This is a genomic window from Collinsella sp. AF11-11 (assembly GCF_003465485.1).
GTDB lineage: Bacteria > Actinomycetota > Coriobacteriia > Coriobacteriales > Coriobacteriaceae > Collinsella.
Genome location: NZ_QSAS01000006.1, coordinates 79,235 through 101,648 on the forward strand (window position 1 = coordinate 79,235; position 22,414 = coordinate 101,648).

Annotated in this window: 23 protein-coding genes and 6 tRNA genes; 8 read left to right on the plus strand and 21 right to left on the minus strand. The window is 58.5% G+C overall.

What is annotated here, in order from left to right:
• Positions 1-34: 34 nt before the first annotated feature.
• The 3 genes from DWV58_RS05570 to DWV58_RS05580 form a co-directional block, all read right to left on the minus strand.
• Positions 35-235, minus strand: a complete 201-nt coding sequence (locus DWV58_RS05570) for a hypothetical protein (protein WP_117776453.1) — start codon at positions 233-235, stop codon at positions 35-37.
• 186 nt (positions 236-421) lie between these two features.
• A complete protein-coding gene (locus DWV58_RS05575; protein WP_117776454.1) occupies positions 422-1,198 on the minus strand; it encodes a hypothetical protein in 777 nt (258 codons plus the stop codon).
• Positions 1,199-1,510: 312 nt separating this feature from the next.
• Positions 1,511-2,821 (minus strand): O-acetylhomoserine aminocarboxypropyltransferase/cysteine synthase family protein, encoded by a 1,311-nt coding sequence (locus DWV58_RS05580; RefSeq protein ID WP_117776455.1) that lies wholly within the window; start codon positions 2,819-2,821, stop codon positions 1,511-1,513.
• Between the two features lie 272 nt (positions 2,822-3,093).
• On the opposite strand from DWV58_RS05580, the gene DWV58_RS05585 reads away from it, so the two are divergent.
• The 5 genes from DWV58_RS05585 (at position 3,094) to DWV58_RS05605 (ending at position 6,618) form a co-directional block, all read left to right on the plus strand.
• Positions 3,094-3,996, plus strand: coding sequence for a LysR family transcriptional regulator (locus DWV58_RS05585; RefSeq protein ID WP_117776456.1), 903 nt, complete (start codon positions 3,094-3,096; stop codon positions 3,994-3,996).
• Positions 3,997-4,044: 48 nt separating this feature from the next.
• Positions 4,045-4,581, plus strand: coding sequence for a ribonuclease HI (rnhA, locus tag DWV58_RS05590; protein ID WP_117776457.1), 537 nt, complete (start codon positions 4,045-4,047; stop codon positions 4,579-4,581).
• Between the two features lie 75 nt (positions 4,582-4,656).
• Positions 4,657-5,763, plus strand: a complete 1,107-nt coding sequence (locus DWV58_RS05595) for a Gfo/Idh/MocA family protein (protein ID WP_117776458.1) — start codon at positions 4,657-4,659, stop codon at positions 5,761-5,763.
• 2 nt (positions 5,764-5,765) lie between these two features.
• Positions 5,766-6,176: an acylphosphatase gene (locus tag DWV58_RS05600; protein WP_117776459.1), complete on the plus strand. Its 411-nt coding sequence runs from the start codon at positions 5,766-5,768 to the stop codon at positions 6,174-6,176.
• Positions 6,177-6,237: 61 nt separating this feature from the next.
• Complete coding sequence (locus DWV58_RS05605) at positions 6,238-6,618, plus strand: Fur family transcriptional regulator (protein ID WP_199580532.1); 381 nt, start codon at positions 6,238-6,240, stop codon at positions 6,616-6,618.
• 76 nt (positions 6,619-6,694) lie between these two features.
• Here DWV58_RS05605 and DWV58_RS05610 read toward each other — a convergent pair whose 3' ends face one another.
• From DWV58_RS05610 to DWV58_RS05620, 3 genes are all read right to left on the minus strand, one after another.
• The gene (locus DWV58_RS05610; RefSeq protein WP_117776460.1) at positions 6,695-7,492 is read right to left on the minus strand and encodes an HAD-IIB family hydrolase; all 798 of its coding nucleotides are present in this window, start codon (positions 7,490-7,492) and stop codon (positions 6,695-6,697) included.
• An 82-nt stretch (positions 7,493-7,574) separates the two neighbouring features.
• Positions 7,575-8,153: an urease accessory protein UreE gene (locus DWV58_RS05615; protein WP_117776461.1), complete on the minus strand. Its 579-nt coding sequence runs from the start codon at positions 8,151-8,153 to the stop codon at positions 7,575-7,577.
• A gap of 3 nt (positions 8,154-8,156) precedes the next feature.
• The gene (locus DWV58_RS05620) at positions 8,157-8,585 is read right to left on the minus strand and encodes a peptidylprolyl isomerase (protein ID WP_035138874.1); all 429 of its coding nucleotides are present in this window, start codon (positions 8,583-8,585) and stop codon (positions 8,157-8,159) included.
• A 120-nt stretch (positions 8,586-8,705) separates the two neighbouring features.
• Here DWV58_RS05620 and DWV58_RS05625 point away from each other — a divergent pair, with 120 nt between their 5' ends.
• Both DWV58_RS05625 and DWV58_RS05630 read left to right on the plus strand, forming a co-directional pair.
• Positions 8,706-9,719 (plus strand): dipeptidase, encoded by a 1,014-nt coding sequence (locus DWV58_RS05625; protein ID WP_117648308.1) that lies wholly within the window; start codon positions 8,706-8,708, stop codon positions 9,717-9,719.
• A 74-nt stretch (positions 9,720-9,793) separates the two neighbouring features.
• The gene (locus tag DWV58_RS05630) at positions 9,794-10,570 is read left to right on the plus strand and encodes a M48 family metallopeptidase (protein ID WP_158564528.1); all 777 of its coding nucleotides are present in this window, start codon (positions 9,794-9,796) and stop codon (positions 10,568-10,570) included.
• Positions 10,571-10,576: 6 nt separating this feature from the next.
• Here DWV58_RS05630 and folB read toward each other — a convergent pair whose 3' ends face one another.
• From folB to nrdG, 4 genes are all read right to left on the minus strand, one after another.
• Positions 10,577-11,062, minus strand: a complete 486-nt coding sequence (gene folB, locus DWV58_RS05635; RefSeq protein WP_055251396.1) for a dihydroneopterin aldolase — start codon at positions 11,060-11,062, stop codon at positions 10,577-10,579.
• A gap of 43 nt (positions 11,063-11,105) precedes the next feature.
• Positions 11,106-11,687 (minus strand): HD domain-containing protein, encoded by a 582-nt coding sequence (locus tag DWV58_RS05640; protein WP_171021502.1) that lies wholly within the window; start codon positions 11,685-11,687, stop codon positions 11,106-11,108.
• 2 nt (positions 11,688-11,689) lie between these two features.
• Positions 11,690-12,247, minus strand: coding sequence for a GTP cyclohydrolase I FolE (folE, locus tag DWV58_RS05645; RefSeq protein WP_117735797.1), 558 nt, complete (start codon positions 12,245-12,247; stop codon positions 11,690-11,692).
• A gap of 66 nt (positions 12,248-12,313) precedes the next feature.
• Positions 12,314-12,895 (minus strand): anaerobic ribonucleoside-triphosphate reductase activating protein, encoded by a 582-nt coding sequence (gene nrdG, locus DWV58_RS05650; protein ID WP_055251392.1) that lies wholly within the window; start codon positions 12,893-12,895, stop codon positions 12,314-12,316.
• A 116-nt stretch (positions 12,896-13,011) separates the two neighbouring features.
• Here nrdG and DWV58_RS09855 point away from each other — a divergent pair, with 116 nt between their 5' ends.
• Positions 13,012-13,185 (plus strand): hypothetical protein, encoded by a 174-nt coding sequence (locus DWV58_RS09855; RefSeq protein WP_158564529.1) that lies wholly within the window; start codon positions 13,012-13,014, stop codon positions 13,183-13,185.
• Between the two features lie 138 nt (positions 13,186-13,323).
• Here DWV58_RS09855 and nrdD read toward each other — a convergent pair whose 3' ends face one another.
• The 11 genes from nrdD to DWV58_RS10005 form a co-directional block, all read right to left on the minus strand.
• On the minus strand, positions 13,324-15,546 hold the full coding sequence (nrdD, locus tag DWV58_RS05655; protein ID WP_117757387.1) for an anaerobic ribonucleoside-triphosphate reductase: 2,223 nt from the start codon (positions 15,544-15,546) through the stop codon (positions 13,324-13,326).
• A 679-nt stretch (positions 15,547-16,225) separates the two neighbouring features.
• Positions 16,226-16,300, minus strand: a tRNA-Val gene (locus tag DWV58_RS05660).
• Positions 16,301-16,303: 3 nt separating this feature from the next.
• A tRNA-Gly gene (locus DWV58_RS05665) sits at positions 16,304-16,379 on the minus strand.
• Between the two features lie 140 nt (positions 16,380-16,519).
• Positions 16,520-18,253 (minus strand): glycoside hydrolase family 13 protein, encoded by a 1,734-nt coding sequence (locus DWV58_RS05670; RefSeq protein WP_233540518.1) that lies wholly within the window; start codon positions 18,251-18,253, stop codon positions 16,520-16,522.
• 178 nt (positions 18,254-18,431) lie between these two features.
• A tRNA-Gly gene (locus DWV58_RS05675) sits at positions 18,432-18,507 on the minus strand.
• Positions 18,508-18,549: 42 nt separating this feature from the next.
• Positions 18,550-18,623: transfer RNA gene (locus DWV58_RS05680), tRNA-Cys, on the minus strand.
• Between the two features lie 34 nt (positions 18,624-18,657).
• Positions 18,658-18,733 (minus strand) — tRNA-Gly (locus DWV58_RS05685).
• Between the two features lie 105 nt (positions 18,734-18,838).
• The gene (locus DWV58_RS05690) at positions 18,839-19,585 is read right to left on the minus strand and encodes an anti-sigma factor antagonist (RefSeq protein WP_117776469.1); all 747 of its coding nucleotides are present in this window, start codon (positions 19,583-19,585) and stop codon (positions 18,839-18,841) included.
• Positions 19,586-19,662: 77 nt separating this feature from the next.
• Complete coding sequence (locus DWV58_RS05695) at positions 19,663-22,008, minus strand: GAF domain-containing SpoIIE family protein phosphatase (protein ID WP_117776463.1); 2,346 nt, start codon at positions 22,006-22,008, stop codon at positions 19,663-19,665.
• Positions 22,009-22,067: 59 nt separating this feature from the next.
• Positions 22,068-22,157: transfer RNA gene (locus tag DWV58_RS05700), tRNA-Leu, on the minus strand.
• A 64-nt stretch (positions 22,158-22,221) separates the two neighbouring features.
• Positions 22,222-22,414: hypothetical protein (locus tag DWV58_RS10005; RefSeq protein WP_233540519.1), on the minus strand; the 193-nt coding region annotated here is incomplete at its 5' end.

The window sequence follows — 22,414 nt, forward strand, 5'->3', positions numbered from 1 at the left end:
ACATGTTCCGGCAAAACCAGAGTTGAGGCCATCTTTAAGACCCCACGATCTCGTCCTCATCATCACGACAAAGGACGACACCGGCACTTCCCAGCACAGCGACAGCAATTAAGGCCCCAACAACGATAGGAGCAGCTCCGCACGCGCCCTGCATGCCCGCGACCAGCGCGGCCGTGGGGCCAAGACAACCAAGTACCAATGCGACGACGGCAATAGCGATATCTCGAGCGTTCATGAGACCACTTCCTCCACGGGAAAGACCTTGCTTCTCATGGCTTAGTGTGCCCCGCGCCCATATGCCCAACGTAGCGCCACGGTAAAGGTTCTGTTAACCCAAATGCATATATAAAACGGGCGTCTTTACGTTGCCCGAAAGCTCGGTAAAGACGCCCGCCCATCATATGTCTATAGCGCGAACAGATTACCAACCGGTGTAGTAATCGGTCGTTCCGGCTGCGCAGCCCGAATCGTAGACCTTGCACTCGCCCTTGGAACCGGTAAACGTGGAGCCTTGGGCCTTATCGCCCGCGGCCACGACGTAGTAGCCGTCGGAATCGCGCCAGAAGCCCTCAGAATCCTGAGTCCATTCGCCCGTGCGATAGTGATAAAGCACATTGCTGCTGTAATAGGTCTCGCGGCGCCCGTTGTAGTTATTGACACCCGTAGAGCGCGTCAGGCCCGATCCGTTCGCGTAGGACGCGGCAGACGCGTAGGACGGAGTGTAACCGGCGTTATGGTACGAAGCCTGGGCGGCCTCGGCAGCCTCCGCCTCGGCGGCAGCAACCTCGAGCGCTTCGCGCTTGGCATCCTCAAGTGCAGTGCGCAGCTCATCGAGCTCGGTCGACTTCGCGTCGACCTCCTCCATCGTCAAAAGACTGCCCGCACCGTCGATACAACCCTGCAGCACAGCGCGCTCGTCATCGGTGGCATAGTCACCGTACATGTTCATGATGATCTGAGCGCGCATCTCCAGGGAATCGCGCTTAGCCTCCATCGAGGCGTTCCACTCCTGCATGGAACCATAACCATCGCCGCGATAGTCAACGGGCTGTACCAGCGTCGTCTCGGACGGTGTAGATCCAACCGTATCGGACAGTGTTGCGGCGTGGGCATCAGTTGCGCCGGCGCCCGCCAAAAGTGCCACGGTCAGAGCGGCGGAAAGGGCGGCGGCTTTCGGTTTTCGTGAATCGATCCTCATGTAGCTGGAAACCTCCGTAGTGCGTTTTTGCTGCGTTTGAGCTGCGTATGATTCAATCGCGCTGCATAGTACCCCGAGCAAATCGCGACCTGCGGCTTTACTCAAAAGGCGCACGTCAATTGCGTAAAACTCACATCCTCTCAACAGGAGTTTTCCACAACTCGAATGCATAAAGCGTGTCAAAAACCCTGTTTTTGCACCCGCTCTATGCAAAAAAGGCGCCTGTGCAACCATTGTTCGCACAGGCACCTTGAGCAGGCATTTTATGCAGTTATACCTATCGGGTCGCAAGGGGTCCTTGCACAAGTCGCCTTACTCGTCCAGCGCGGCGAAGGCCTGCTTCAGATCCCAAATGATATCCTCGGCGTTCTCGGTACCAATGGAAAGACGGATCGTGGAGGGCGTGATGTTCTGCTCGGCGAGCTCCTCGGCAGAGAGCTGGGAGTGCGTGGTGGTAGCCGGGTGCACGACGAGCGACTTGACGTCGGCCACGTTGGCGAGCAGCGAAAACACCTGCAGATGATCGATGAACTTCCAGGCGGCCTCCTGGCCACCCTTAATCTCAAAGGTAAAGATCGAGGCACCGCCGTTGGGGAAATATTGCTTGTAGAGCTCATGGTCAGGGTGCTCAGGCAGGCTCGGGTGGTTCACCTTGGCAACATGGCTGTCACCGGTCAGGAACTCAACGACCTTCTTGGTGTTCTCGACATGACGGTCAACGCGCAGCGACAGGGTCTCGGTGCCCTGGAGCAGGACCCAGGCGTTGAACGGGCTGATGCAGGCACCCTCGTCACGCAGCAGGATGGCGCGGACATAGGTTGCGAAGGCGGCGGGACCGGCAGCCTCGGCAAACGAGACGCCATGGTAGGAGGGGTTGGGCTCAGCGATCTGGGCGTACTTTCCGCTCGCCTTCCAATCGAAGTTACCGCCGTCGACGATCACACCGCCCAGCGAGGTGCCGTGGCCGCCGATGAACTTGGTTGCGGAGTGGACAACGATGTTGGCGCCATGCTCCAGCGGACGGAACAGATACGGGGTGCCGAAAGTGTTGTCGACGACAACCGGCAGACCGTGCTTCTTGGCGATCTCGGAGATGGCGTCGATGTTGGGGATGTCGGAGTTGGGGTTGCCGAGCGTCTCGAGGTAGATGACCGTGGTGTTGTCCTTGATGGCACCCTCAACCTCTTCCAGGTTGTGGGCATCGACAAACGTGGTCTCGACGCCAAACTGGGAGAGCGTATGCTCGAGCAGGTTGTAGGAACCGCCGTAGATGGTCTTCTGAGCCACCACGTGGTCACCAGCCTGGGCAAGAGCCTGCAGGGTATAGGTGATGGCAGCGGCACCGGAGGCGACGGCAAGACCGGCCACGCCACCCTCGAGCGCGGCGATACGGTCCTCAAAGACGCCCTGGGTGGAGTTGGTCAGACGGCCGTAGATGTTACCGGCGTCGGCAAGACCAAAGCGATCGGCGGCGTGCTGGGAGTTGCGGAACACATAGCTCGCGGTCTGGTAGATAGGCACGGCGCGGGAGTCGGATGCGGGGTCGGCGCTCTCCTGGCCAACATGAAGCTGCAGGGTATCGAAACCAAAGGTGTGCTCGGGGTTGTTGATGAACTGGCTCATGATGATCTCCTTGATCGAACAAAAGTAAATAAAAAGAGAGAAGTAAGTCGCTGTCTCCTGATCACGCCAACGGGCGCAAACAGGAGCCCGGCATTCGTCTTGGTAAGCAATTCATATGCGGGCCTCCTTTCGCATCCCGGTTCCGTGGTTGGCTTAATTACCTACCGCCTTTGTGTGTTTTGAATAGTACGAGCATTATTTCCTTCGGTCAATCACTTAAAAGCGCTAACCTGTTATCGTTTTTATAGATAACAATCGAAAGGATTGCGTCGATGACCCTCCAGCAGCTTCGTTTTCTGATTGCCGTGGCAGAGTCCGGCTCAATCAACGCCGCAGCTCAGCGCCTCTATACCGCTCAGTCCAACATCTCAAACGCCGTCAAAAGCCTGGAACAGGAGCTCCATCTGGAGATCTTTACGCGCTCCAGCCGCGGCGTCACGCTCACCAACGACGGCACCGAGCTTTTGGGCTATGCGCGTCAAGTCGTAGAGCAGGCCGATATGCTCGAGGCCCGCTACGAGGACGGCGGCACGCCCCAGGCGCGCCTTGCCATCTCGGCCCAGCATTACGCTTTTTCGGTCGAGGCCTTCGTCAACGTCGTCGAGCGCTGCCGGGACAGCAAGTTCGAATTCATCATGCGCGAGACCACCACGTCGCAGATCATCGATGACGTCCGCGCGTTTCGCAGCGACATCGGCATCCTCTATCTGGACGACTTTAACGCCCGCATTCTGCAGAAGGCCTTCGCCGATGCCCGCGCAAGCTTCCATCCCCTCTTCGACGCGACGGTCCACGTCTTCGTTAGCGAGCGCCACCCGCTCGCACGCCGCCCGCAGCTGTCCCTTGCCGACCTTACACCCTATACGCGCTACAGCTTTGAGCAAGGCACCTCGAGCTCCTTCTATTACGCCGAGGAACCTTTTAGCTATATCCTTTGCGACCGCAACATACGAATCTCGGACCGCGGAACACTTACTAACTTACTTATCACGTCGAACGGTTACACCCTGTCGACCGGTGTCCTCTCCAATGAAATGCAATGGGGTATGGCATCGATCCCGTTAGCAGACGCCCCAACGATGCACGTAGGCTATATCATGCACGACGAGCGCAAGCCCTCTCCCCTCTTGCAGCAATACCTCGACGAGCTCAACCGCATCATCCGTGCCAACTAACTGTCGGAAGACGGGGTAGAAATCGTAGATTGCTAGCCCCCGGCGGGCATGGCGCTACAATGGTCACTCACACGAAACGTACCCAACGAAAGGAAGCCCGTGAAGGTCATCATCTATACCGACGGCTCGGCCCGATCAAATCCGGGACGCGGCGGCTACGGCGCCGTGCTCAAATACACCAACCCCGCCGGCAAGACCTTCACCTCCGAGCTTTCGCGCGGCTACGCCAAGACCACCAACAACCGCATGGAGCTCATGGCGGTCATCGTGGCGCTCGAGGCACTTAACCGCCCCTGCGAGGTCGAGGTCCATTCCGATTCGCAGTACGTCGTCAACGCCTTCAACAAGCACTGGATTGACGGCTGGAAAAAGCGCGGATGGAAAACCGCCAACAAGCAGCCCGTCAAGAACCGCGACCTGTGGGAGCGCCTACTCGCCGCCAAAAGCAAGCACAAGGTTGAGTTCATCTGGGTTAAGGGTCACGCCGGCCATGAGCTCAACGAGCGCTGCGATGAGCTCGCCACCACGGCGGCCGACGGCAGCAACCTCGATATCGATACCGGCTTTAACGAGAGCGACCTGTAACGGCGTTTTCGCACGCTATTTCCTGCCCCCTCGCGCTACACTCATCCTGTAAACCGAACGGAACGAGGGGGATACATGCTGCGTATAGCGACCATCGGCACATCTATGATTACCGACGACTTTATCCAGGTCGTCAACGCTAACGACCAAGCCGCGTTTGTGGGCACGCTCTCGCGCGATGCCGAGCGCGGCGCCGCCTTTACCGCCGAACACGGCGGCGAGCGTAACTTCACCGCACTTGACGAGCTTGCGTCCGCCGACGACGTCGACGCCGTCTACATCGGCAGCCCCAATGCGCTTCACTACGAGCAGGCCCTTGCCTGCATCGCCGGTGGCAAGCATGTCATCGTCGAGAAGCCCTTCTGCGCCACCGAAGCGCAGGCGCTGGAAGTCTTCCGCGCTGCCGAGGCAGCAGGTGTCGTGGCCCTCGAGGCCATGCGTCCCCTCCACGATCCCGCCTTCCACGCCATCGAGGACGCCCTGGGCGAGATCGCCCCCATCCGCCGCGCCTCATTGCGCTTTGGCAAATATTCCTCGCGCTACAACGAGATTCTCGCGGGACGCGCCACCAATATCTTCGACTGCAATATGGCATCGGGCTCCCTCATGGACATTGGCGTCTACACCGTCGAGCCCATGGTCGAGATTTTCGGCATGCCCTCCGGCCTTACGAGCATGGCTACTCTGCTCGACCCCGCCACGCGACAGCTCACGCACGGCCCCATCGACGGCTGCGGTTCCATCCTCGCCAGCTACGGCGGTGGCCGTATCTCCGTCGAGCTCGCGCACTCCAAAATATCGAATGACCTGCTACCCTCGCAGATCGAAGGCGAGCGTGGCACTATCCAGATCGACCATCTGTCCACGCCCCGCAATGTCCGCATCGACTATCGCGGCGATGTCGTACGCGGCTCGGCGACCGAGGCACCGCGCGAACAGGGCGACAACGGCCGCGTGCTCGACCTGCCCAAATCGAGCAACACTATGGAATACGAACTCACAGACTTTATCACCGCCATCGGCGGCATCGATAACGTTAAGGAAGAGATTTGGGAGACCCCGGCGGGACGTCACGAACTTGGCCACTACCGCGATGTCACGCTCGTCTCATTGCGCATCATGGATGCCGTGCGCCAGCAGGCCGGCATTACCTTCCCGTCCGACGCAGGCAAGCAGGCCTAGCGATGGGCTTCTTCGATGCGTTCTTCTCCAGCGTCACCGGCGGCAGTCGAGAGCCTCAAAAACCATCAAACATCGAGCTCGAGTTGCGCCGCAGGCTTACTGTGCTCGCAAGCGACGAGGCCACTCAAGACACTCCCCTGCGCTATTTCCTGCGCTGGGCGGGGCAAGTCCAGGGCGTTGGTTTTCGCTTTACCAACACCAACCTCGCGCAGGCACGCGCACTCACCGGCTGGGTGCGTAACATGGAAGACGGCTCAGTCGAGATGGAGATACAGGGAGCTCCGGCAAATATCCTATCTCATCTCGAAGCGCTTCATGCCTCCTACGAGCGCATGGGTACGCGTTTTCGCCTCGTAGACGCCCAGGCCCGAGCCCCACTTGCCAATGAAGACGGTTTCACGCCTCGTTATTAGTATTGTGTGCTAAATACGGTATCATTTACCTACGACCGTTGATAGAAAAGAGGCGAGGCGCATGGCGGTGCAAAGAAGGAATACCAGGCAGCGAAAGTTGGTTCTTGACGCCGTGCGCCAAAGCTATAACCATCCCACCGCCGACGAAATCTACAACGTCGTGCGCGCGCAGGATGACAAAATCAGCCGCGGTACGGTCTACCGCAACCTCAATCTCTTGGCCGACGCCGGCGAGATTCTCTCCATCAAGACGCCGGGCGGAAGTCGCTTCGATCGCACCATCGAGCCGCACGCACATATCATCTGCACCTCGTGCAGCCGCGTCATCGACGTACCGCTCCCCTTCGATGCCCAGATCGACGCCAAGGCGTCCGAGCAAATCGGCTGGCACGTCACGTCGCACTACACCATCTTCGAGGGTCTCTGCCCCGACTGCCGGTAAATGTTTGGAACATGCCTTAAATCCACCTTTTCGCACTTTGCAGCAAAAAATAGATTTCTAGGTATGTCCCGAAAACCTACTCGGCGAGCAGACGGCGCAGCTCCTCTTCGACCGTGCGCACGTAGCGGACGTGGTCGTTGATGCCACGCATAGAGGGATTGCAGCTCTCCATTAGATAAGGATGGCCCACTACGTTGAGCATGTCGCGGTCGTTTTCGTTATCGCCAAACGCCATCATCTCATCGGGCGAAATACCCAGGGCACGACCGTAATCGGCAAGCGCGGAACCCTTACCCGAACCAAAGCCGATAAAGTCCGTCCATTCGGTTCCCGACGTCATCACGTCAACACGGTCGCTAAAGAGGCGCTCGAAATACTCCAGGGCCGCCGGCTGATCCACCTCGGGCATCTGGAAGGCAATCTTAATGACGTCCTCGTCGATGTCCTCGGGACGGCCGACCACCGCCACATCGCAGTGGACCTCATAGCGCAAATGGTCGACGAACGCATCGTTGCAGCTTATGGTGTAGAGGTGCCCCTCGCAGGAAAGGGTAACGTCGGCATGGGGGTAGGCGACCACGGCATTCGCGATATCCATCGCCAGGTCACGCTCCATAGAGCGCTTGACAACGGCACGCCCCTCGCTCATCACCAGGGCTCCGTTTTCGCATACATAGGCGAGCTCATCGGCCACCGGGGCAAACAGGTAGCGCAAGCTCGCATATTGACGGCCGCTCGCCGGCATAAACACGATACCGCGACGATGCAGTTCATCGATGAGTTCAAAGGCCTCGGAACGCGGCTCGCGCTCCCCCGGATGCAGCAACGTGCCGTCCAAATCGCATGCAATCAGCTTGATTCCCTCAAGACCCATATGCTTCCCCAAAGCCTCCTATCAACAGCAAGACGGACCTTGATTGGTCGCCCCTCAAAGCCCGCCTTGCGTATATACGCGCTTAGCCGCGCGTCTTTTTTACGATGGTAAAGTCGGGAGCCATGCTCACGACGGCCTCCGCCGCACTCGATGCAAAGCGCCGGTCCGCATCGAGTTCACGGGTAACCACCGAGAGCCGAACACCCTCGACGCCCCGGAGCATGCGGCCCAAAACAGGCTGCACCGGCGTATACATGCGCACGGTATGCTCGTCCGAATCGCCTCGGAAAAGCGGCGCGTGCATATTGCCGATCTCCCAGCACGCATGCGCGAGCGCAATCGAATCCATGCGGTCGACTTCGACCAAATAAACCTCGGCGCTGCGCAGGCGCACGACAACCGCCACGGGCTCCATGCCCGAACGGTCGATGGCGAGCACGTCGCCATCGGCAAGACGACCGCCGTCGGCAGCATCCAGCCGAACATCGATCGTGCGCCCCAGCTCCGTCACGCCCGCAAACGCGCATACATCAGCCCGGTCCCAATCGAACAGTAGCTCGTCAACTTCAAAGACGCCGCCCAACTTCCGGCGAAGCAGGAGTTCATAGGACGGATCGTTGAGATTTCCCAAGCATGTCGTCGAAACCAAGCGTTCAGGCATACTCTAACCCTCGACCTCAACGAGCTCGATATCAAAGTTGAGGTCCTTGCCGGCCAGCTCGTGGTTGGCGTCGAGCGTCACAGCCTCGGGCGTTACGTCGATGACCACGGCGGGAACGGGCATACCGCTCGGCGTGGACAGGAAAAGCTTCATGCCCTTCTCGATCTGCTCGATGTTGGGAACCTGTTCGGCCGGGAAGGTCAGAACCATCTCGGGATTGTGCTCGCCGTAGGCATCGGCAGCAGGAATGTGCACGGTCTTCTTCTCGCCCACCTGCATGTCGACAACAGCGGCGTCGAAGCCCTTGATCATCTGACCGGCGCCGCAGGTGAACTCCAGCGGCTCGCCGCGATCGTAGGAGCTATCGAACTGCGTGCCGTCATCGAGCGTGCCGCGATAATGGGTCTTGACCTTCTTGCCCTGGTTGGACATGGTAACCTCCGTGATAAGGGCGGCGCACAACGCGGGCCGCCGTGAACATATGGCGCTAACTATACCCTAGTCATACAATTCAATGACAGTTTGCAAAGAAACGCTGCAACCGGAGGAACCATGGCATATCCCGTATTTGACCTACACTGCGACACTGCCGACCGAATCGGCTGGGCCACGCTCGATCTCGACCTGCGCTTTACCGCCGGCACCGACGGTTATTTCCCCGGCGACGAAACGCATCCGCAAGATTTCGACCTCATCGAGGGTAACGCCTGTGCCATCTCGCTCGCAAAGATCGGCAACACGCCGTGGGCACAGTGCTTCGCCACGTTTGTCCCCGACGAGATTCCCACCGCCCACGCCGCGCGCTTCCAGGCGCAGATCATGGCGCACATGAGCGGCCAGGCCATGCTTAACCACGACCGCATGGTCAACGTACGCAGCGCGGCAGACATTCGCCCCGCGCTCAAGGACGGCAAGGTCGCTTGCATCCACACCATCGAAAACGCCACGTTCTTTGCCGAGGACCCCGCGCTGATCGAGGTGCTCAAGAGCCTGGGCGTGCTTATGTCGTCACTCAGCTGGAACGCGCAGGGACCGCTCGCGAGCGGCCACGACACCCACGCCGGCCTCACCGCCGCCGGCATCGAGGCGCTTACGCAGATGGAGCACGCCGGCATGGTGCTCGACGTCTCCCACCTCAACGATGAGTGCTTTGACGAGGTTGTCGCCCACGCCACGCGCCCCTTCGTCGCCAGCCACTCCAACTCCCGTACCGTCTGCAGAGTCAAGCGCAACCTCACCGACGACCAGTTCCGCACCATTCGCGACATGGGCGGTATCGTCGGCCTCAACTACTGCAGCGAGTTCCTTTCCAACGACGCAACCAAAAAGACCGCCGCAGACGTCACCTTCGACCAGCTAGCGGCACATATCGAGCACTGGCTCGACCTGGGCGGCGAGGACGTCATCGCACTCGGTGGCGACTGGGACGGCGCCACTGTGCCCGCCTTCCTCTCCGATGCCAGCATGATGCCCGAGTTCCAGAACATGCTCTCCAAGCACTTTGGCAAGACCGTGATGCAAAAGCTCTGCAGCGACAACGCGCTCGCCTTCTTTGAGCGTTATTAATTTCACATCCCTTGAGCGGGCCGGCATGCCGAACGGTCGACATGCCGGCCCGTCCCCAATCCAAAGGACCGCTTTTGACGCAGCAGTTTACGATTTCCGCATCCCGACCGGATGGGACGCCCATCCCCGTCGTCGTTACCAAAAAGTGCGTCAAGAACTTCAACCTACGCGTCACTTCGAGCGGTGAGGTCCACGCCAGCGCACCGCTCGGCGCCACCCGCGAGCGTATCGAAGCGTTTGTGAAGCGCAACAGCGCCTGGATTACCAGCCGACTTGCCCAGCGCGAGCAGCGTCAGGCGACGGCACGAGAGCCGCTCAGCCCCTCGTCCATCATTGCACTTTGGGGCAAGCCCATCACGGTACAGGATGCACTCGATCACAACTTTGCATCACCCGCACCGCGACCCAAACAGGCCACCTTCGCAAGTTTTATGGGTACCGATGAATCGGACGAAGGCCCACAGGCCAAGCGGCACGCAATCCTCGACGGCCTAACGTCCGATGAGCTCCAAGCCCACATCGACCAGCTCTTTGCGTCCGAGGTCACATCGGCGCTGCGCGACATCGTGCACGCGTACGAAGTCGCAATGGGCGTCACCGTGGCCCGCATCTCCGTGCGCAGCATGAAAACGCGCTGGGGATCATGCACGCCCAAATCCGGCGCCATTCGCATCGCGCGCGAGCTCGCCGCCTACCCCGTCGAATGCCTCGACATGGTTGTCGCCCACGAGTTCGTCCACTTGCTCGAGCCAAGCCACAATCAGCGTTTTCACGCCCTGCTCGACACGTACTGTCCCAACAATAAAGCTCTGTCGCAGCGGCTCAAGCAGCCACCCATAGAGTCGTATTAGAACCGGTTAGCGCACGCGCTCGATCTCGACGCCGCAGCTTGCCAGGGGCAGGCCAACAGGAGCCCACGGCTTATCGAGCTTTATGCGCACACCAAGCAGCGAGGGATAACGGCGCAGCAGCATCTGGGCTGTCCCCTCGGCTGCCGCCTCGATGAGCTTAAACGTGTGCTCGCGCAGATAGCCATCGACATCGTGGCACACCGAGCCGTAGTCAATCGAGGCGTCCAGGTTATCGTGCTCCCCCGCCGCGCGCAGGTCGGCATAGAGCACCAGAGAAACGATGAACTTCTGACCCAGCGCATTCTCCTCGGGATACACGCCATGGTTGGCAAAAACCTCAAGGCCGTCAATGACAATGCGATCGGCATGGCGCAGATCGTCATAGCTCACGTGAGGCACCGCCGTTGCGGTGGATATTTCGCCCCTTCCACGGCGGGCGAGCTCAGCACCTTCGGTCTTGGTTGCATTCTCGGGCAGTTTCTTGTTACTCAATGCGATCGTCTCCTTCGTTTAGAACCCCGACCGCGCAAACTAACTACACGCGAATCGACAGGTTCTTTTTATCATCGCTCCAGTTGCAAGCGTTGCGCGCGGGGCATGCAAAGCAGGCACGCGACGCTTTATCGGCTGCATAGAGCAGACGCTCAAGCGGTTGGCTGTTCACGCGCAGCTTTCGATGGCCCAGAATGGCCGTCTTAATGGCTGCGGCATCGGCCGGCTCAAACGCCACGTCATCGGGCATGCCGCCGAGAATCGCATCAGCGACGCGCTCGCTTGCAACATCATGGGATATACCCGATTCATACTGTTCATCTTTGCCGATATCGTGAAGAAGTGCCGTGGCGTAGATGACCTCGCGGTCAAATTCGAGCTGTTCCTCGAGATTCTTGATCCACATAATGCGAGCGACATCGAGCAGATGGTCAATACCGTGGCGGCAGAAGATGCGCCCCGATTCCAACTGTGCAATGTTGCCCAGGTGCCGTCGGAACAGCCCGTTGGCACAAATGTAATCAATGCGAGGCATGGCACCAAAGGGGGCCAGGCCCGAAGCCATAAAGCCGCGACGCGACGTCCCCTCATCGGTCTTCGATGTAAAGTCGTTGACGACTCTCATGGTTAGCGGCCCAACATCCTAAAGAAACGCTCCTCGAGCGCGGGATCGGTCTCAAAGACGCCGCGGCGAGCGAGCGTCACGGTCTTGGTGCCGGGCTTTTGCACGCCACGCATCGTCATGCACATATGCTCGGCCTCCATCAACACAATCGCTCCCTGGGGAGCGAGATAGTCCATGAGGGCATCGGCAACCTGTGCACACAGTTGCTCCTGCAGCTGCAGACGGCGGGCATAAACCTCAACCGTGCGGGCGAGCTTGGAAAGCCCAGCCACCCGACCGTTAGGGATATAACCAATGGCGGCCTTGCCATAAAACGGTAGCAGATGATGTTCACACAGCGAATAGAACGTGATGTCGCGCTCGATAACCAAATCGTTCGAAGCGACGGCAAAGGTTTTGGACAGGTGCTCCTCGGCACTCTGGCCCATGCCGCCGGCGATCTCACCATACATACGGGCAACGCGCGCCGGGGTCTCCAGCAGGCCCTCACGAGTTGGGTCCTCGCCTATGCCCTCAAGCAACAGCTTAATGGCGGCCTCGACTTTTTCCTGATCGACCATCTGGGCCTCACTTTTCCGATTTCACGTTCGCGCTATGGTACCACGCCCTCCGGCATCGACCACAAGCTACATAGTATGGGTCGAATAGACCGGATCATCACGCCAAAGTTCAACCGCATCACAAAGCGCAACGCCCTCACGCACAGCGCGGTCGCGCGTAGCGTTCATGTCGATCACACGCTGGTTACTCGAGCCCCTAAAGCGCAACGAGATATCATAAAGATCCTGAACAAACGGGCCATCCACCAACATGTCGAGGCAGGCAAGGATACGGTCCGTCACCTCAGTATGGTGACGACCACCCGGCATAAGCTCCTCGAGCACGTCGCCGGTAAAACACCAAATGGTCTTTCCTGACCCCGCAGGATAAGCGGCACGAACACGCTCGACAAACTCAACGAGCCCCGCCTGATTCTCGGGCTCCATAGGCTCGCCGCCCAGAATCGTCAGGCCGTCAATAAAGGGATGATCGAGGCTCTCGATAATCTTGTCCTCGACGGCACGATCAAAGGGCTCGCCCGCAGCAAAGTCCCACGCAACAGAGTTAAAGCAATTCTTGCACCCACGACGGCACCCGCTCACAAACAGAGAAGTACGAACACCTTCCCCATCGGCAATGTCGAAATACTTAATGTTCGCGTAGTTCATAGGTAACTCTCCCGGGAGGCCGGGACATATCATCCCGTCCTCAAACATTCTCGGCCTTCGGCCTGCGAAACTGCGGGCGGGACGATATGTCCCGGCCTCATGCAAAGGGTAACTCAATGAACGAAGCGAACATCGAGTATAAGGTTCGAGGTCTAATAAAAACTGGGTTGCGGCTCAACCGCCATCGCAAGCAAAGCGTTGTTGCAAGTCAACTCATTTCCGCTAAGAACTTCGAGGAGCGAGCAGGCTACGTGCTGCATCTCAGTTACATCAACTTGGCCGCCCCGTAGCGAGGCCCCGGACCTTTACTCGCTATGAGTTCCGCACGAACAGGAGGCGCCAGTGGCGCCTCCTGTTCGTGAGCCAGGACTGTCCGAAATAGCGAGTAAAGGTCCGGGGCCTCGCTACGGGGCGGCCTGGAATGGTTATTAGAGATGCAGCACGCGGTCGCGGATCTCCTCGGTTCGACCCTGGTTCCAGAACTGGGTACCGATGTAGCCGCACGTACGACGAGCGACGTTCATCTTCTCCTGGTCGCGGTTGCCGCAGCTGGGGCACTCCCACACCAGCTTGCCGTCATCCTCGACAATCTTGATCTCGCCATCGTAGCCGCACACCTGGCAGTAATCGCTCTTGGTGTTGAGCTCGGCGTACATGATGTTGTCGTAGATGTACTGCATCACGCGAATGACAGCCTTGAGGTTGTCCTGCATGTTGGGAACCTCAACGTAGGAGATAGCACCGCCCGGCGAAAGCTGCTGGAACATGCCTTCAAACTTAAGTTTGTCGAAGGCATCGATCTCCTCGGACACATGGACGTGATAGCTGTTAGTAATGTAGCCCTTGTCCGTCACGCCCGGGATAATGCCAAAACGGCGCTGCAGGCACTTGGCGAACTTGTAGGTCGTCGACTCCAACGGCGTACCGTACAGCGAGAAATCGATATCACTTTCGGCCTTCCACTCCGCACACTTGTCGTTCATGCGCTGCATGACGGCCATGGCGAACGGCGTGCCCTCCTTCTCGGTGTGGCTGTGACCCGTCATGTACTTGACGCACTCATACAGGCCGGCATAGCCCAGGCTGATGGTGGAATAGCCGCCCACGAGCAGCTTGTCGATCGTCTCGCCCTTCTTCAGACGCGCCAGGGCGCCGTACTGCCAAAGAATCGGCGCGGCATCCGAAAGCGTGCCCATCAGGCGCTCATGACGGCAAAGCAGGGCACGATGGCACAGCTCAAGGCGCTCGTCGAAGATCTTCCAGAACTTATCCATGTCCTGATGCGAGCTCAGCGCGACATCGGGCAGGTTGATGGTCACAACACCCTGGTTAAAGCGACCGTAGTACTTAGGCTTGGTCGGGTCATAGTTCAGCGCGTTGGCGACATTGTTAAAGCCGTTGCCCGAACGGTCGGGCGTCAGGAAACTGCGGCAACCCATGCAGGTGTAGCAATCGCCGTTGCCGGCAGTCTCGCCCTTAGACAGCTTGAGCTCGCGCATCTTCTTCTCGGAGATGTAGTCGGGCACCATGCGCTTGGCGGTGCACTTGGCGGCGAGCTTGGTCAGATAGAAGTACGGCGAATCCTCGCGAATGTTATCGTCCTCGAGCACGTAGATGAGCTTGGGGAACGCCGGGGTGATCCACACGCCGGCTTCGTTCTTAACGCCCTCATAGCGCTGACGAAGCGTCTCCTCCACAATCATGGCAAGGTCGTGCTTCTCCTGGGGCGTACGGGCCTCATTGAGATACATAAAGACCGTCACGAACGGCGCCTGGCCATTCGTGGTCATAAGGGTCACGACCTGATACTGAATCGTCTGGACGCCGCGACGGATCTCGTCACGCAGGCGGTCCTCAACAACCTCGCGGACCTTTTCGGGAGATGCGGAAACGCCGAGCTCCTCGAGCTCGCGGGCGACCTCGCCGCGAATCTTCTGACGGCTCACCTCGACGAACGGGGCAAGATGGGTCAGCGAAATCGACTGGCCACCGTACTGGGAGGAAGCAACTTGGGCGATGATCTGCGTCGCGATGTTGCAAGCCGTCGAGAAGCTGTGCGGCTTCTCAATCAGCGTACCCGAGATAACAGTACCGTTCTGGAGCATATCCTCTAGGTTCACCAGGTCGCAGTTATGCATGTGCTGGGCAAAGTAGTCGGAATCGTGGAAGTGGATCAGGCCCTCATTGTGGGCATCCACGATCTCCTGGGGCAGCAGCACACGCTGAGTCAGGTCCTTGGAAATCTCGCCGGCCATATAGTCGCGCTGGACGGAATTGACGGTCGGGTTCTTGTTAGAGTTCTCCTGCTTGACCTCTTCGTTATTGCACTCGATCAGCGACAGAATCTTGTCGTCGGTCGTGTTCTTCTGGCGCTTCAGGCTCTGGACATAGCGATAGATGATGTAGTGGCGGGCAACCTCGTAGCAGTCGAGACGCATGATCTCGTCCTCGACCAAATCCTGGATCTCCTCGACCGAAACGGTGTGGCCCGCGTTCTCACATGCCTCGGCGACGTTTTGTGCCGCGTAAACCACCTGGCGGTCGGTTAGACGAGAGCTCTCCTCGACCTCCAAGTTGGCGGCGCGGATGGCATTGACGATCTTATCGATGTCAAAGACAACCTCGGTGCCGCTGCGCTTGATGATCTTCATCCTCTTGCCTCTTTCGCATCGTAGCCTCATTGCGCTTCAGAGCCAAACGATGCCCGGCAGGGCTTGCCCCTGTCTTGCGGCGCCGTCGCGCAATCTGTGTTCTCGATAAACCATAAGCCTCCATGCGGACATTCCCAGGAGCCGATCAAGCGGCTCAAGGATACGTTCAAAAGAGGCAGTTAAGGTCTTCGTTCTCTGTCCGCCATCTATCATACGACAAAGAGGCATCTATATCCTGTATTCTTTTTTTAGATCAAACACAACATATAGTGTTTCAGCAGGTCAAAGCAATTAGTCATTTTGCAGACGCATTAAAAATGAGGGGTATTTGACAAGTCGGTAAAACGTTACCAACACGGCTACCTGCATGGCAGTTATAAAACCCCCTTAGTCAAGCCGCTGACAAATCCTACCAAAACCAAGCCGCTCACGCCAAAAGAATCCAAAAGATTATGCTTGACCAACATGTTGCGGTCATGCCTTGCCGAGCCTCATGCAACCGCGGCACGAATCCTTGAAAGATATGTGTATGCAAACGGAGAAGATGAGAGTTTCCTCGGATGACTACTGAGAGGCATCCCGGAAGATCAAAAACTCGAAATTTGGTGACGTATTTGGCGACCCATTTGGCGACCAAAACAAAACAGCCCAGAGGCGATGCCTCTGAGCTGCGAACATTTGGTGGGCGTTAGAAGATTTGAACTTCTGACCTCTTCCGTGTCAGGGAAGCGCTCTCCCCCTGAGCTAAACGCCCAAATGGAGCGGACAACGGGGCTCGAACCCGCGACCCCAACCTTGGCAAGGTTGTGCTCTACCAACTGAGCCATGTCCGCTTACGAGGATTAATCTTACGTGATACCCGCATCCTATGCAAGAACTTTTTTGAAAAGTTTTGCGATACCCTCGCGAACCTCGCGAAGACATCAACCACCACGGAAGGTGCAGGCAAACGCAAGCTCGCCGCAAGAGGCCCTTACATCTCACCGAGCATGATCCAGGCAGAGCTGTCCTGCGCGAGCCCACCGTCTACAAGCGGTGATGAGGTGAGCAGGACCCTACCCGCCGGCAGCTCCACGGGTGCTGCGCCGAAGTTCGTCACACACGCCCAGCCGTTGTCGCGGCGATAGGCGATGACGCCACCCTCAGCGCCCTCGGCACCATCCGCAAGGCCGGTGCGCCCGTCAAGATCGAGCCACGCAAGATCGTTGGCGCACCCGCGCAGCTTGCGCCGCAGCCAGAGGGCGTCGCGATAGAGCGCAAGCATCGATGTCGGATCCGCTTCTTCCCTATCGGCAGCGTAATCGGAAAACCATGCAGGCTGCGGCAGATGGGGCGCCGCATCGGCGTCCGCCGGTGAAAACCCAAACGATCCGCCCTGCACGGGGTCGTCCGCCGCCACCCACGGCAGGGGCACACGACAGCCGTCGCGCCCCTTCTCGCGCTTCGGTCCGTGCGTATTGGTCGCAGTGGGATCTTCGAGTGCAGCCCACGGGATGTCAGCCACCTCAAAAAGGCCGAGCTCCTCACCCTGATACACGTATGCCGAGCCCGGAAGCGCCAACTCAAGCAAAAGGGCCGCCCGCGCGCGGCGCTCGCCGAGTTCACGGTCCTCGTCATAAGACGACCCGTCGCGTAAGAGCCAGTCGAGCGCAATCTGGTGGTAGCGCGTCGCCTTGATCTGCGGCAGGGCATAGCGCGTCGCCACGCGCGGCACGTCATGGTTGGAGAGTACCCAGGTCGAGGCGGAATCGGATTCGATAGCCGCCTTCAAGCCCTCCTCGATTGCAGCGTGCATGTCATCATAGGTCCAAGTGGCCTTGGCAAACTCAAAGTTGAATGTCTGGCCAAGCTCGCTGGGGCGCGCGTAGAGATACTGGCGCTCGGGCAGCACCCACGCCTCGGCAACGGCGCTGCGCGGCGGATTATAGCGGTCGAACACTCGGCGCCACTCGCGATAGATCTCGTGGACCTCGTTGCGGTCCCACAGCGGATGGGTGCCGTCGTCAACCATGTCATCGCCCTCGGCGAGATGCCACCGGTCGAGGTCATCGCGGTCGAGGTCCTTGGCGAGACCGTGCGCCACATCAATGCGAAAGCCATCGACGCCTCGATCGCTCCAAAACGCCAGGACGTCGCAAAAGAACGCGTGAACCTCGGGGCATGACCAGTCAAAGTCCGGCTGCTCGGGCGTAAACATGTGCAGATACCACTGACCGTCCGCGACGCGCGTCCAGGCGGGGCCACCAAAGTTGGCATTCCAATTGGTGGGAGGCAGCTCGCCGTGCTCGCCGCGACCATCGCGGAAGATATAACGGGCGCGCTCGGGCGATCCGGGGCCGGCGGCAAGAGCGGCTTTGAACCAGGGGTGCTGGTTGGACGAATGGTTGGGCACGATGTCGACGATGACCTTGATGCCGTGCGTATGAGCCGCAGCGATCATGTCATCGAAGTCATCAAGCGAGCCGAGACGTGGGTCGACATCGCAGTAGTCCGCCACATCATAGCCGCCATCAACAAGAGGCGATGGGTAAAACGGGCTCAGCCAGATGGCCTCGATACCCAGCCGCTCAAGATAGTCCATCTGCTGGGTAATGCCCGCGATATCGCCCAGACCCGAACCAGTCGAATCCTTAAACGAGCGCGGGTAGATCTGATAGATCGCGGCATCGGACATCCATGGGCGCGACGAGGACTTTTCTGTAGCCATGGGATGAGTCTCCCTTGCAACGAGGTTTTGCGAGATGCCCACGATGATACGCCCAAAGCGGACATTCGCGGCAAACAACGCCACAGACACGCCCCAAAACGCTCGCTCCCTCTCGGGTTCGGGCCCAGAAGATGGGTACGAAAAAGCCCGGCTACCGTAGTAGTCGGGCTGTTACGTTTGGAGCGGACAACGGGGCTCGAACCCGCGACCCCAACCTTGGCAAGGTTGTGCTCTACCAACTGAGCCATGTCCGCATATGTAAAACAAAACGGGCGCCGGAGCGCCCGGATGTTGCCTGGAGGCGAAGCCCGGATTCGAACCGGGGGTAAAGGCTTTGCAGGCCTCTGCCTTACCACTTGGCCACTTCGCCGAAAAAAGACCGCCTAAACGGTCCGGAAATGCAATGGAGCGGACAACGGGGCTCGAACCCGCGACCCCAACCTTGGCAAGGTTGTGCTCTACCAACTGAGCCATGTCCGCTTGCGGGTTATTAATTTACGCGAGTTGTCCAAAAGACGCAAGTACTTTTTTCAAAAAACTTGTCTGCCGCATGTTCTTAGTAGCTAAACGCGCTAAAGCGATTGGCTAGGCACACGATTCCAGCGCTCCGCTAAACAGCTTCACCATCTGCACGCGCGTGCCGGCGCCGTCCGTACGACGAGCAACCTCCACGTTATCGACGAGCATACGCATAAGCTTGATACCACGGCCGCGCTCCTCAGATGCGACCGGTTCGCTCGTTTCATCGATAGAATAGCCGGCACCTCGATCAAGTACCTCGACCACAACGCGATCGCCATAGGCCTGAACCGTCAGGACGCACCCGATACCGCCCGCATGGTCATAGGCATTACCCAGCGCCTCCCCCGACGCCAATGCGACATCGTAGCGCTCGTCGCGACGCAACGGAAGCGATTCAAGGAGTTCGGCAATGCGATGTCGATAGTATGGAAGATTCTCGATACCCTGACGGACCTCGACGCTCTTACTCCAGCGAGGCAGCTCCCCCACCGGAATGGCGGGAATAGACTCCCGTGCCGGACCCGCTACATGCAGGATGTCGACAAGTCGGGCAATCTCCAAAAAGCGAATAACCTCCTCGGAGGCGTTAACAAGCGAAAGCAGGCCCTCTCGCCTCATAAGCTCTCTGGCACGTGTAAGCAAAAACGCCAAACCCGTCGAGTCGATAAAGCCCACGGCCTGGCAATTGATGACAACGCGACGCACGCCCCGGTCGATCAAATTATCCAACCGTCGGCGCAGCACGGGTACCGAGGCGATGTCGACATCACCCGGTGGCGTCAAAACCGCTATGTCATTCCACTCATTCATACGACCATGGTTCCCAAAAAAGCCCACTCGATGCATTCGTTTCCCCAACCGTGCGGATTCAACCCGCCCAGCGTCGTCTATGAACGACCCCGTAAAAACTCAAGGGACACCAATGCAATGTCATCGTCCAGCGCCGAATCGGTAAATCGGTCAAGCTCGCTCAAGACCTTGCCGCAAATGCCCGACACGCCCTCCGCCGAAACAGAAAGCAGAAGATCGCGCAAGCGCTGCTCGCCAAAGAACGCTCCGGTGCGGTCACGGGCCTCAATCGTTCCATCCGTATACATAAAGAGCATATCGCCGGGGGCGAACGTAAAGGCACCCGTCTCGTACACCATGCCTTCGAATGCGCCGATTACGCCCGATTGGCATCCAAGCAGTTCGACCTCTCCCCCACGGGCCTCGCCGCCACCCAGCGGCATCGACTCTGGCCTGATGACCATGGTCGGAGGATGGCCCGCCGAACAATACGTTGCGCGTCCGGCTTTAAGGTCAATCTTGGCGATAAAGGCCGTCACGAACGTCTCGACCCTCGAAAAGCCCATGAGCATGCTGTTAAGGGAGCGTGCCATGCGGGCCGGTCCAGCGCCCTCCCAAGCATATGCCGTCAGGGCCGTCTTGACGAGCGCGGACATCGATGCGGCCTCAATGCCTTTGCCAGACACATCACCCAGAATCATGACGGCGCAGTCGTCGGGAAGACGGATGAGCGTATAGAAATCGCCGCCGACCAACGCCGAGTTCGTGGCCGACAGGTACACCGAATCGGTTGCGATACCCGGAACATCCCCCAGGGAATTTCTCATGCCGATCTGGAGGGTCTGAGCGATATGGCGCTCCTCGCGCTTTTGAGATTCGCCTTCGTAGATCAGTTCAAAATCATGCGCTAAGTGCACCAAGTAGTCATATTCAAGGTCATCAATCGGCTCTTGGCTACCATCACGAAGCAGCAGCGCACGCGTAGTCGGGCTCTTCGCAACAGAAGCAGGAACAATCGCGTCGTTACTGTGCTTGCCATCACCCTCAGAGCGCGGGCGCCCCGCCTCGATGCCGGAGTCGACGTAGAGACCTTGACAAGGCAGACCATGCGCCCTAAGCCAGCCTCCCATAGGCATCGATTCGTCAACGCGAGTTATACGGACGTGTTTAAGGTCCTCGGCACTCGTGCCGCCCAAAGCAGATGCCTCAAAGCCATCAGGGCCAGCCCCCAGACGTGCCGCCGGCGCCGTCGTGGAAAAGAAAAGCTTCTCGGGATTGTCCGGCAAAGCAACGCGACTGCCGCCTTCAAAATCTATGACGTAGGAATCCAGACTGGCGTCATACTCAATAGGGCAAAAATGGCAGTTGAGCATATTGCAGATCTCGGACGATACCGCTTGGGTAGCCGCGGCGGAATCGTCTAGAAAGGTAAACAACTCATCACGTAAGACATTGAGCGAGCGGCCGAGCTCGGCCGTACGACGAGAGCGAAGGCTCGATGCCATGCCGACCAGCTGGATAGACAGGTAATCGCAAATGACCTCGAGTACATTAACGTCATAGGCGAGCGGTGCCTGGGGGCGTTTCCAACCAACTTCCAGCACGCCAAGGATCTGCGTACCGTAAAAAACGGGAAGACAAATCTCGCTGCGGTACGGAGGCATATCCTGCACGCGCAACAGGTGCTTAGAACGATTGTCCAAGTCCATGAACATACCGGAGGCGGCCCTATCGCCCTCAAGGTCCTGTTGAATCGACAAGCGACAGGCACGTGACTCGCGAAGAACATACGTCGGAATGCCAGCGCCATACGGCAAAAACTCGGGCAGGTAGCTATCGTACAGCTCCTTGGAAACACCGCGTAGCTTAAAACCGCCGCTCTCAGAAAAATAGATAGCGGCACCCGAAGCATCGAGCGTTCCTACAAGCTGGTTCAAAACGGTATCAAGCAGGCTGGGCAACTCATCGGAGCCCACAGTGCTCATAATGACCGAGAGCGTGCCAGAGAGACGTTTGTTCGCCACTCTAAGCTCCGATAACGCACGCTTGAGTTGACGGTCGTGAGAATACTGTTCCTCGATACTGTGAAGCGCCACCAGGACACGTGGTGCACGGCGCCCAAAGATGCGTGGAGGCGTTACGGAGCCCGCACGAACCAAGACGGGGATAAAAGAGCCGTCACTCAGCTTGAGCATCAGTTCGTTCTCGGAGCCATCAGTTTCAAATGGCAGACGATGTTCCGTCGCACGTTCAAAAGCGGACGAGTACAGGACGTCTTTAACATCTCCACCGATGACGTCGGCGCGTTCCTCGCACATCAAACCAAGTAAGCGATTATTCACATGCAGAATGGTTCCGTCGAGTTCGCAGATGATGACAGCATCGCTCGTGATCTCGACTAGTTGGGCAACGTCTGCCCACTCGTTGCGTTCAAGCGTTTCCATCGTGGACCCCACCGTCTATCGGTAACAAAAAAGCCTCCGAAGAGGCTTCTCAAATGCGATGGTGTCGGAGGCGGGACTTGAACCCGCATGACCAAAAAGCGGTCACTAGCACCTCAAGCTAGCGCGTCTGCCAATTCCGCCACTCCGACATGCTATATTGTTGATTCACGGTTCGTTTTTTGGACCCGCGCGTTCAACGAGGAAGATAATAACCTATGATTCGAGAACTGTGCAAGCACTTTTTTGAAAAAAGTTTACGAATTTGTAAATGCGCTGGTAGATCCGCATGTCCGGCCCCGAATCGGTGCTGCCTCCCGGCGCGTCCTCGGGCATGAGCGATATTTTGCTGCGCACTTCGTGCTGCAAAATATCGCTCCCCCTGCGGAATGCGCCGGGAGGCAGCACC

Bases quoted from the DNA above. Each gene is read 5' to 3' on its own strand.
- DWV58_RS05570 (WP_117776453.1), bottom strand. From the start codon at position 235: ATGAACGCTCGAGATATCGCTATTGCCGTCGTCGCATTGGTACTTGGT.
- DWV58_RS05575 (WP_117776454.1), bottom strand. From the start codon at position 1,198: ATGAGGATCGATTCACGAAAACCGAAAGCCGCCGCCCTTTCCGCCGCT.
- DWV58_RS05580 (WP_117776455.1), bottom strand. From the start codon at position 2,821: ATGAGCCAGTTCATCAACAACCCCGAGCACACCTTTGGTTTCGATACC.
- DWV58_RS05585 (WP_117776456.1), top strand. From the start codon at position 3,094: ATGACCCTCCAGCAGCTTCGTTTTCTGATTGCCGTGGCAGAGTCCGGC.
- rnhA (WP_117776457.1), top strand. From the start codon at position 4,045: ATGGCGCTACAATGGTCACTCACACGAAACGTACCCAACGAAAGGAAG.
- DWV58_RS05595 (WP_117776458.1), top strand. From the start codon at position 4,657: ATGCTGCGTATAGCGACCATCGGCACATCTATGATTACCGACGACTTT.
- DWV58_RS05600 (WP_117776459.1), top strand. From the start codon at position 5,766: ATGGGCTTCTTCGATGCGTTCTTCTCCAGCGTCACCGGCGGCAGTCGA.
- DWV58_RS05605 (WP_199580532.1), top strand. From the start codon at position 6,238: ATGGCGGTGCAAAGAAGGAATACCAGGCAGCGAAAGTTGGTTCTTGAC.
- DWV58_RS05610 (WP_117776460.1), bottom strand. From the start codon at position 7,492: ATGGGTCTTGAGGGAATCAAGCTGATTGCATGCGATTTGGACGGCACG.
- DWV58_RS05615 (WP_117776461.1), bottom strand. From the start codon at position 8,153: ATGCCTGAACGCTTGGTTTCGACGACATGCTTGGGAAATCTCAACGAT.
- DWV58_RS05620 (WP_035138874.1), bottom strand. From the start codon at position 8,585: ATGTCCAACCAGGGCAAGAAGGTCAAGACCCATTATCGCGGCACGCTC.
- DWV58_RS05625 (WP_117648308.1), top strand. From the start codon at position 8,706: ATGGCATATCCCGTATTTGACCTACACTGCGACACTGCCGACCGAATC.
- DWV58_RS05640 (WP_171021502.1), bottom strand. From the start codon at position 11,687: ATGAGAGTCGTCAACGACTTTACATCGAAGACCGATGAGGGGACGTCG.
- folE (WP_117735797.1), bottom strand. From the start codon at position 12,247: ATGGTCGATCAGGAAAAAGTCGAGGCCGCCATTAAGCTGTTGCTTGAG.
- nrdG (WP_055251392.1), bottom strand. From the start codon at position 12,895: ATGAACTACGCGAACATTAAGTATTTCGACATTGCCGATGGGGAAGGT.
- DWV58_RS09855 (WP_158564529.1), top strand. From the start codon at position 13,012: ATGAACGAAGCGAACATCGAGTATAAGGTTCGAGGTCTAATAAAAACT.
- nrdD (WP_117757387.1), bottom strand. From the start codon at position 15,546: ATGAAGATCATCAAGCGCAGCGGCACCGAGGTTGTCTTTGACATCGAT.
- DWV58_RS05670 (WP_233540518.1), bottom strand. From the start codon at position 18,253: ATGGCTACAGAAAAGTCCTCGTCGCGCCCATGGATGTCCGATGCCGCG.
- DWV58_RS05690 (WP_117776469.1), bottom strand. From the start codon at position 19,585: ATGAATGAGTGGAATGACATAGCGGTTTTGACGCCACCGGGTGATGTC.
- DWV58_RS05695 (WP_117776463.1), bottom strand. From the start codon at position 22,008: ATGGAAACGCTTGAACGCAACGAGTGGGCAGACGTTGCCCAACTAGTC.